10 protein-coding genes and 1 pseudogene are annotated in these 6,065 nt (G+C 66.3%); 8 read left to right on the top strand and 3 right to left on the bottom strand.

The features are described 5' to 3' along the window. The 7 genes and pseudogenes from glyA to DIE13_RS27775 form a co-directional block, all read left to right on the top strand. Positions 1-162 (top strand): annotated as a pseudogene (gene glyA / locus DIE13_RS27805) (serine hydroxymethyltransferase); the annotation flags it as partial. 6 nt (positions 163-168) lie between these two features. After that, positions 169-648: a transcriptional regulator NrdR gene (nrdR, locus tag DIE13_RS27800; protein ID WP_006760615.1), complete on the top strand. Its 480-nt coding sequence runs from the start codon at positions 169-171 to the stop codon at positions 646-648. Between the two features lie 153 nt (positions 649-801). Continuing rightward, on the top strand, positions 802-1,368 hold the full coding sequence (locus DIE13_RS27795; protein ID WP_124830265.1) for a GspH/FimT family pseudopilin: 567 nt from the start codon (positions 802-804) through the stop codon (positions 1,366-1,368). A gap of 8 nt (positions 1,369-1,376) precedes the next feature. Next, positions 1,377-1,787 (top strand): hypothetical protein, encoded by a 411-nt coding sequence (locus DIE13_RS27790; RefSeq protein WP_124830262.1) that lies wholly within the window; start codon positions 1,377-1,379, stop codon positions 1,785-1,787. Then, complete coding sequence (locus DIE13_RS27785) at positions 1,777-2,610, top strand: PilW family protein (RefSeq protein WP_124830261.1); 834 nt, start codon at positions 1,777-1,779, stop codon at positions 2,608-2,610. The genes DIE13_RS27790 and DIE13_RS27785 overlap by 11 nt, the downstream gene beginning before the upstream one ends. A gap of 194 nt (positions 2,611-2,804) precedes the next feature. Beyond that, positions 2,805-3,266 carry a hypothetical protein gene (locus tag DIE13_RS27780; RefSeq protein ID WP_124830264.1) on the top strand — a complete coding sequence of 154 codons (462 nt, stop codon included), beginning with the start codon at positions 2,805-2,807 and terminating at the stop codon, positions 3,264-3,266. Continuing rightward, entirely contained in the window at positions 3,263-3,715 is a 453-nt protein-coding gene (locus DIE13_RS27775) for a type IV pilin protein (protein WP_124830260.1), read from the top strand. The genes DIE13_RS27780 and DIE13_RS27775 overlap by 4 nt, the downstream gene beginning before the upstream one ends. A gap of 54 nt (positions 3,716-3,769) precedes the next feature. Here the strand turns inward: DIE13_RS27775 and DIE13_RS27770 are convergent, their stop codons facing one another. The 3 genes from DIE13_RS27770 to DIE13_RS27760 all read right to left on the bottom strand — a co-directional run bounded on the left by DIE13_RS27770 (position 3,770) and on the right by DIE13_RS27760 (position 5,075). Beyond that, the gene (locus tag DIE13_RS27770; RefSeq protein ID WP_124830259.1) at positions 3,770-4,213 is read right to left on the bottom strand and encodes a DUF3318 domain-containing protein; all 444 of its coding nucleotides are present in this window, start codon (positions 4,211-4,213) and stop codon (positions 3,770-3,772) included. Between the two features lie 43 nt (positions 4,214-4,256). Then, on the bottom strand, positions 4,257-4,646 hold the full coding sequence (locus DIE13_RS27765) for a phage holin family protein (RefSeq protein WP_124830258.1): 390 nt from the start codon (positions 4,644-4,646) through the stop codon (positions 4,257-4,259). A gap of 126 nt (positions 4,647-4,772) precedes the next feature. After that, positions 4,773-5,075 carry a YqjD family protein gene (locus DIE13_RS27760; RefSeq protein ID WP_098552685.1) on the bottom strand — a complete coding sequence of 101 codons (303 nt, stop codon included), beginning with the start codon at positions 5,073-5,075 and terminating at the stop codon, positions 4,773-4,775. A 317-nt stretch (positions 5,076-5,392) separates the two neighbouring features. Here DIE13_RS27760 and DIE13_RS27755 point away from each other — a divergent pair, with 317 nt between their 5' ends. Beyond that, positions 5,393-6,031: a peroxiredoxin gene (locus DIE13_RS27755; protein WP_096504941.1), complete on the top strand. Its 639-nt coding sequence runs from the start codon at positions 5,393-5,395 to the stop codon at positions 6,029-6,031. Positions 6,032-6,065 lie beyond the last annotated feature (34 nt).

Genomic DNA, 6,065 nt, shown 5'->3' with positions numbered 1-6,065 from the left:
GGCTCGCCGGCGATGACGACGCGCGGCTTCGGCCCGGCGGAAGCCGAGACGGTCGGCAACCTGATCGCCGACGTGCTCGAGAATCCGGAAGATGCAGCGACGATCGAGCGCGTGCGCGCGCAAGTGGCCGAGCTGACCAAGCGTTTCCCGGTCTATCGCTGATCGACGATGCGCTGCCCGTTCTGCCGGCATGAAGACACGCAGGTCGTCGACTCGCGCGTGTCCGAAGATGGCGCCGCGATTCGTCGGCGCCGTCGCTGCTCGGCTTGCGACAAGCGTTTCACGACGTACGAGCGGGTCGAACTGAACCTGCCCGCCGTCGTGAAGAAGGACGGCAGCCGCACGGAATTCGACCGTCGCAAGATCGTCGCCAGCATGCAACTCGCGCTGCGCAAGCGGCCGGTTGCGGCTGACGCGATCGACGCGGCGGTCGCCCGCATCGAGTATCAACTGCTCGCGACCGGCGAGCGTGAAGTGCGTAGCGAGAAGCTCGGCGAACTCGTGATGAACGAGCTGCGCGGCCTCGATACGATCGCCTATGTCCGTTTCGCATCGGTATATCGCCGGTTCGAGGACGTCTCCGAATTTGCCGACGTGATCGAAGAGTTCCGTCGCGCGTCTCCCTCCAAGCCTCCGCGTAAGCGCTGACGCGCTGCGTTCGTACATCGTCTTCTCCGTGGGTTCGATTCGCGCCGATTGTGTCGGTCGCGATCGCATGTCGCCAGTCGGCCGTTCGGCAAATGGCGTGCGTCCGCACGCGTCGCTACAGTCGTCGCATCACGTTGGCGGAGGGCGATGGCGATGGGACCGCACCGGCAGGGAGTTGTTGGGAGAGGCAGGCGACGCTGCGGCGGGTTCACGCTCGTCGAGCTGATGGTTTCGATCGCGCTCGTGGTCGGGACGGGGCTCTACGCGGCTCCTGCTTTCGATCAGTGGCGCATGCGTGAGCGTGTCGATGCGCGTGCTCGCGCACTGCTTGGTGCGCTGTCGTTCGCGCGCACCGAGGCGACGCGTCTCGGCGTGCGCGTCACGCTGTGCAGGGCCGGGCGCGACGGTGCCTGCATGCGTTCGGGCGAGCGTTGCGGCCCTGCGGAATGGTCGTGCGCGTGGATCGTCAGCGGGCAGTTCGACGGGCAGTCGCGCGTGCTGCGGCGATATCCGCATGATGCGGATATCGCCGTCGCGGGCGCCGCACACGATCTCGCGTTTGCACCGCCTGCCGGTCAGGTGATCGGCGGAATTCGTCGTTTTGAATTGCGTCCGCAGCGTGAGTCGCCGGGAGACGACGCGGCACGCGTGTCGCGGTGTATCAGGATAGCGGCGGGCGGTCGCGCGCGCGTCGTCGCCGGCCGGTGCAGCGCGGCATGAGGTGTGGCATGAAGCGCGTGCGCAAATCGGCGCGCGGCACGTCGCTGCTCGAAGCGGTGCTGGCCGTTGCGCTGCTCGCGGTCGTGATGCTGGCGGTGGCCGGCAGCCAGCTCGCGATGGCGCGTGCGCAGCGGGCGACGATCTGGCGTGAGCGCGCGCTGTGGCTCGCCGATGCACGGATCGAGCGCCTGTACGTCGCAGCAACGGCCGACGATGGTGTCGGGGCGCTCGTGGCCGCATCGTTGCCGGGCGGCACGATGACGCTCGATCGCGGCACGGGCGACGTACGGTACGCGATCGTCGGCTGGCGCGACGCCGACGCGGCGGCGTCGACGCGATGCGAAGCGGAGGGGGTAGCGACAAAGCCGCCGTCGTGCGTGCGGATTCCGTTTCGGGGGGGCGACGCCGATGAACGCTGATCGCCGCATCCGCGCGCATACGTTGCTCGAAGTGCTGGTCGCGATGACCGTCGGTCTGCTCGTGCTTGCCGCAGCCGGCGCGTTGTATCACACACAGCGCGTCGCACAGCGGCGGGCCGAGGACGGCTTCCGGATGCGCGATGCCGCGGCGACCGCGCTGACGTTGATCGGCCAGCAGCTCCATATGGCCGGCTTTCGCCCGCTCGATGTCGAAGCGGCGCCATCGTTGCCGCCGGTATTCGGTTGTTCGGCGGCGCGTGTGCGAGGCGATGGCGCGCAGGTACGGTGCGAGGCCGTGCGTGCATCATCGGACGCGATGCTGATCCGGTATGTCGGCGACACCGTGTCGACGTGGCCGACGATCGGCGCCCAGGTATCGGATTGTCTCGGGCAGGGTGTCGGCACGGCCGGTGAGCGGCCGCTCGTGGAAAACCGTTTCGACGCGCACGTGAGTCCGTCGACGGGCGAGCCGGAGCTGTACTGCGAAGGGAACGGGCGCCCGGGCACGCCGCAACCCGTCGTGGCCGGGATCGATCAGTTGCGCCTGCGCTACCTGCGTCACGCAGACGCGCAGTTCGTGAACGCCGATACGATGCCAGCCGGAGGCTGGCACGAAGTCGTCGCCGTGCATGTGTGCGTGCGGGCACGCGGCGAACCGATGCGCGAATCGATGAGCCATGTCGATTGCGACGGTCGCACGGTCGCTGCGCAGGACGGTCGCGCGCGTCTCGTGCTACATCGGATCGTCGCGTTGCGAAATGCCGCGTTCGCGACGGCCGAGCGCGACCGTGACGCAACGCGAGCCTACGAGACGTTCCGATGATCCGTGCAAACAAGTACGTGAACGAACCGGCGATGCGACGCACGGCAGGGCATGTCCGCGAAAGCACAATGGCGGCTGGCGGCACGCAATGCGTGATGGACGGCACCTGCATGAGCCGAGGCGAATGGCTTACACGCTGTCGATCGGCAAACCGGGCCCGGCGCCGCGATGCCGGCCTCGCATTACCCGCCGTGATCGCGGTCGGTGCGGCGGTCGCGGCGCTGACCGGTACCTGGTTCGAATCCGCGCTGACGGAGTCGCGCCGCGCGCGTGCGTTGTCGGATCGGCTGATCGCCTTCCACGCTGCCGATGCGGCGTTGACTGCCTGCACCGCGCGATTGCTCCGCGGTGCCGCGCCGTACCTCGACGAAGCCGCATCGCACACCGAGCCGGACGCGTGGCGGCGCGCGCCAGCGCTCGGCGTCGCCGACGCGTTCGCACCGTTCGCTTCGTGGCCGATGGCCGCACAGCCGCCACGATGCCTGATCGAGGCATGGCGTGGAGCAGGCCCGACGGGGAGTCGCGCATTCCTCGTCACCGCGCGTGGCGTCGGCGGCCATGCATGGAGCGTGGTCTGGCTGCAAAGCCAGGTCGCGCTGCGTGACGGCCGTATCGTTGCCGCGCGCTGGCGTCGCGTCGCGGCGATGCATCAATGAAAGGGTGCACGTTCATGCGGCCACCGGCGGCATTCACGCTGGTCGAACTGATGATCGTGCTGGCGATCGTCGCCGTGCTGGCCGGATGGGGTATCCCGTCGTATCGCGAGCACGTCGCGCGCGTGCATCGCGCATCCGCGGTTGCTGCGCTGTATCGAGCGGCTCAATATCTCGAGACGCTCGATGGCATGCCTCCGCAGGCGTTGCCGGATGCACTGGCACACGCGCCGCCGGACGGGCATCCGGTCTATCGTGTGACACTCCGCCGTCCGGGCGACGACGATGCTTCGGTGGTCTACGAACTCGTCGCGAGCCCGCTCGACACCGGCCCGATGCGCGACGACCGATGCGGCGCATTCACGCTGCGCTCGGACGGGGCGAAAGGGAATGCAGGATCGAATGACGGCAGTGCCGACGGACAGGATGGGGCATGCTGGGGCGTACGCTGAACGCGCACCGCAGACGCGCGACGGCACATGCGCATGTGCGCCTGTCGTCGCGTGTCAGTCGTCGTTCACGGCGCTTCCGCGCTCGTCGCGCGACTGCTTCCAGATCCGGTAGACCTCCCATGCGGCGAAGCCGACGGTACCCCACTTCAACGCGGGGCCGGCGCTCGCGCGCAGCAGCGAGCGCACGGGTTTCGCGAGCACGAGCGATGCGAGCGAACTCAGCATCGGATACTGGTTGACGAGTTGGCCCAGGCTCGCGTTCAGGTTCTTGGCGGACTGGCTGAACTTGTTGGTCGACAGGCCGGGCACGAATACCTTGAGCCAGCTGAAGCGCGTGACGGCGTGGCGCATTTCGGCGGCGGCTTCGGCAAGCTCGAGCCGCTCGACCTCGGAGCGCAGGATCAGCAACTCCTTGCGCAGCGCGCGATGCTGCGATGCGCTCCAGTTCGATCGCGACGAATGGGAGCGGGGTGAATTGCCCGTAACGTTCTGGCTCATGGCGCGTCGGCGAAGTAGGTGAGAGGGACGAACGCGGGTGCGTTCACGGCTTGCCGCGGAACATGTCGCGGTCTTTCTCGAGTTCGTGCAGCGTCGCCTCGAACACGGTCGGCGCATCGCGCAGGCCGGAGCGCGCCTTCAGCGCACAGGCGATGCCGCCGACGGCGTACACCGCGGTGATCGCGGCAAGCGACTGCCAGCGATAGGTGTCCCAGAACGCGATCGCGATGAGCACCGTGAGGCTGATGAGCGCCATCGTTGCGAGCATCATGGCCGCCAGCCCGAGGAACAGTACGCCCATCAGGCGCTCCTTTTCCTCGGCGAGCTCGATGCCCACCAGTTCGAGACGTGTTTGCAGAAGGCCGATCGCGGAGCCGACGAGGCGGCGCAGCGGCCCCTGGCCGGACGGCTGCGGGTTGGTGTCTGTCGTCATGGATGAGGCGCTTGCGCGCGCAGTGAGCGGCTAAGTCAAAGCCGGCCGGTGACGAACCACCGGCCTGGCTCCAGCACCCATGTGCCGCCGCGGGGCGGCGCATGGGGCGGAACGGCATCGAGCGCGTTACTTGCGGTTGATCAGCAGACCGACCAGCACGCCGACGCCAGCGGCGATGCTGATCGACGTCCACGGATGCTCGTGCACGTAATCGTCGGTCGCGCGTGCGGCCTTCTTGCCTTTTTCGACCACCACAACCTGAACGTCGGTTGCCTTTTCCTTGGCCTGCTTCAGGCGCGACATGGCTTTCTCGCGCAGCTCGGCCGCACGGTCGCCCGTGCTGCTCGCCGCTTGCTTGAGCAGGTCTTCGGCGTCCGCGAGAACGGTTTTGATATCCGACATCAGTTTCTCCTTGTTGATTTCCGACATTGCAACTCCCTTCATGCTGTCATGCTGCAGGTTCACATCGTAGCGAAACGCCTGCTTGCTGGCGAGCCGGGAAGACGCACGACGGCAGTGCCAGCCCACATGGTAAACGACTCGTAATCATCAACAGAGCCGCAAACGACGTGAAAAGTTTCCCTTGCCGCTGTCCGTCCCGTTCCACGACCGGTCAAAAATGACAAAAAAGTATGAATATCAAACGGAATAATCGTTCGCATGTCCCATTGCTTCCCGTAAGCTGATGGACTGTCCCGCGCCGACAGCGCGCGGTTTCAACCAGCATCGTTCGAGGAGGGAACATCATGAGTCTGCGTCTTGGCGACATCGCACCGGATTTCGAGCAGGAATCGAGCCTGGGCCCGATCAAGTTTCACGAGTGGCTGGGCGACGGCTGGGGCGTTCTGTTCTCCCACCCGGCCGATTACACGCCGGTGTGCACGACCGAGCTCGGGCTGACGGCGAAGCTGAAGGGCGAATTCGAGAAACGCAACGTGAAGGTGATCGCGCTGTCGGTGGACGGCGTCGAGTCGCACAAGGGCTGGATCAACGACATCAACGAAACGCAGTCGACGGTCGTCGGCTTCCCGATCATTGCCGATGCGGACCGCAAGGTTTCGCAACTGTACGACATGATCCACCCGAACGCGAACGAAACGCTGACGGTGCGCTCGCTGTTCGTGATCGATCCGAACAAGAAGGTGCGGCTCATCATCACGTATCCGGCCAGCACCGGTCGCAACTTCGACGAAGTGCTGCGCGTGATCGATTCGCTGCAACTGACCGACAATTACAAGGTCGCGACGCCCGGCAACTGGAAGGACGGCGACGACGTCGTGATCGTGCCGTCGCTGCAGGATCCGGAGGAACTGAAGAAGCGTTTCCCGAAGGGCTTCAACGCAGTGCGTCCGTATCTGCGCCTCACGCCGCAGCCGAACAAGTAAGCATTCGCCGCCGCATCGGCGGCGCGTGACACGC

Source organism: Burkholderia sp. Bp9016, from assembly GCF_003857765.1.
GTDB lineage: Bacteria > Pseudomonadota > Gammaproteobacteria > Burkholderiales > Burkholderiaceae > Burkholderia.
Note: the sequence above shows the minus strand (reverse complement) of the source record. Positions and strands in the feature narration are given on the sequence as shown.